This is a genomic window from Megasphaera sp. UPII 135-E, assembly GCF_000221545.1.
Lineage (GTDB): Bacteria > Bacillota > Negativicutes > Veillonellales > Megasphaeraceae > Megasphaera > Megasphaera hutchinsoni.
Genome location: NZ_AFUG01000033.1, coordinates 1 through 2458 on the forward strand (window position 1 = coordinate 1; position 2458 = coordinate 2458).

The window sequence follows — 2458 nt, forward strand, 5'->3', positions numbered from 1 at the left end:
CATGAACACAAAAACCAATCAGCTCCTTTCCAAAGCAAAACTTAATGATTCAATATTCTCGTAAAATGCCCACCAAAGCGACGGCTAATTTTCTCTATAATCGCAACTTCATCTATATTACCTTGCACATATAAGGTTGCCGCTTCTCTTGCTGCTATCAAAATATCAATATCCCCTAAAATATTCGCAACTTTTAAATCAGGTAACCCATGCTGAACATAACCAAATAGTCGTCCTGCACCACGCAATAACAAATCTTTTTCCGATAACGCAAATCCATCATGAATCGTTTCCATCCAATGTAACCGTTGCTGTGTTTCCTTATTCTTTCCTTTAGCCAAAAGAATACAATAAGACTGTGCTGTACCTCTACCAACACGCCCGCGCAATTGATGCAATTGGGCCAAGCCAAATCGTTCTGCATCTTCAATAACCATAATCGTCGCATTCGGTACATTCACTCCCACTTCAATAACACTTGTGGCCACTAACAAATCAATCTTCCCTTGCTGAAAAGCTGTCATGATTTCTTCTTTTTCTGTACTGCCTAACTGCCCGTGAACCAAAGCACAACGAAATTCAGTAAAAACCTGCGTACTTAACTTTTCATATAATGCCGTTGCGGCCTGTACATCTAAATGAGCCGATTCTTCTACTAACGGACATACCACATAACATTGTTGCCCTTGCATCATTATCTTTTTCATGAATTGATACATCCGTGCCCGCATAGCTTCGCCTATAACATAGGTTTTAACAATTTGCCTTCCTGGTGGCATCTCCCGAATCGAAGATACATCTAAATCACCATATACAGAAAGTGCTAACGTTCTAGGAATAGGCGTTGCTGTCATAAATAAAACATGTGGTGCTTTCCCTTTATTTTGTAAAATAGCCCGTTGCCGTACACCAAATCGATGCTGCTCATCCGTTACCACTAAGCCTAATTGTGAAAAAATAACATCAGGTTGTAATAACGCATGTGTACCGATAAGAATGTGAATAGTTCCTTGCTGCAATTCTTCTACTAATTGTTTTCGTTGAGTACGATTTATTCTACCCGTCAACAACGCAATTTTTACAGGAAAAGATTGGAAAAGGCGTGAAAACTCTTCAAAGTGCTGTGTCGCTAATATTTCTGTTGGTGCCATCAATACCCCCTGATATCCATTTTCTACCGCCTTTAATAACGCCAAAGCAGCAACCACCGTTTTTCCCGACCCTACATCGCCCTGAATAAGACGTTGCATCGGCACATCCCCTTCCATATCATCTTGGATATCTAAAAATGCCTTTATCTGACCCTTCGTGAGCGTAAAAGAAAGAGAGGAAATAAATTGCTTTAACAACGCTCCATTAACCGTACATTTAACCCCTTTTACCATACGTTCATGTCGTCTTCTCAATAATAGTCCTAATTGTAAATCAAACAACTCTTCAAAAGCTAATTGCTTTCGAGCCTTTTGCTGAACTTCCATCGTTTTTGGGAAATGCATTTTTTCATATGCTTCATAAGTACTCATACAACGATAAGGATTGACCACAAACCCTTGTTGAGGCTCTGAGTCTATACTATTTCTTTGTTTTACTAATGCCAAAGCTGCCTGTACCGCCTTACGAATATCCTGCTGCCGTAACCCCTCCGTCAAACCATACAGCGGAAGTAACGCTTCATAAACACAACACCCTTGTTCTATTTCAGGATTATTCATTTGCCATATCCCATATGATAATGTGGCATTACCAAAAACCGTAACCTGCGAAAATAAAGAAAGACTTTTCTTTTTATACGGTTGATTAAACCATATCAATTCTACCATTCCCGTATCATCAGAAACACGTACCTTAAGTATAGATAAGCCTTTGCGAGGATGAATTTCTTGAATTTGCTGAATAACTCCACAAACCAGTACTTTTTTATCCCCCCATCGTCCTATACTTCTTATCGGTACAATATGTTGCCGATCTTCATATTGACGCGGGAAATATTGTAATAAGTCTTGTATCGTATGAATTCCCAAGCGAGCAAAAAGTGCCTGTTTTTTTGCTCCAATACCTTTCAATTGGCACAATGAATCATTCATAAATAAACCTCTCTCATATCTATATATATTTTCATTGTATCACATTCCCATAAAACAAGTTAAAAAATAAATCTTGCTTTAGAACTTTATTTATGATAAACTTTGTATGTTGTACTGTGAGTGGTGCAGGGAGGTGTGACCAGTGGCAAACTATTGCGAAATTTGTGGCAAAGGTAAAATGAGCGGGATGAATGTCAGCCATTCCCATTTAAAAACCAAAAGAACCTGGAAACCGAATATCCAGAAAGTACGCGCTATGGTAGAAGGTGAAGTGAAACATGTTAATGTCTGCACTCGTTGCCTTCGTTCCGACAAAGTTCAGCGTGATGTGTAATAGTATATAAAAAGAGATGATTCATGAGGAGACGTCGACT

At 38.9% G+C, this 2458-nt stretch carries 2 protein-coding genes; one reads left to right on the plus strand and one right to left on the minus strand.

Annotated elements, in window-relative coordinates; translation table 11 throughout:
* Positions 1-41 precede the first annotated feature (41 nt).
* Complete coding sequence (recG, locus tag HMPREF1040_RS04800) at positions 42-2084, minus strand: ATP-dependent DNA helicase RecG (protein WP_007392807.1); 2043 nt, start codon at positions 2082-2084, stop codon at positions 42-44.
* Between the two features lie 142 nt (positions 2085-2226).
* Here recG and rpmB point away from each other — a divergent pair, with 142 nt between their 5' ends.
* Positions 2227-2418: a 50S ribosomal protein L28 gene (gene rpmB / locus HMPREF1040_RS04805; RefSeq protein ID WP_036257655.1), complete on the plus strand. Its 192-nt coding sequence runs from the start codon at positions 2227-2229 to the stop codon at positions 2416-2418.
* Positions 2419-2458: the final 40 nt, after the last annotated feature.

Excerpts from the sequence above, each read along its gene's own strand:
- recG (WP_007392807.1), bottom strand. The coding sequence starts at position 2,084 with ATGAATGATTCATTGTGCCAATTGAAAGGTATTGGAGCAAAAAAACAG.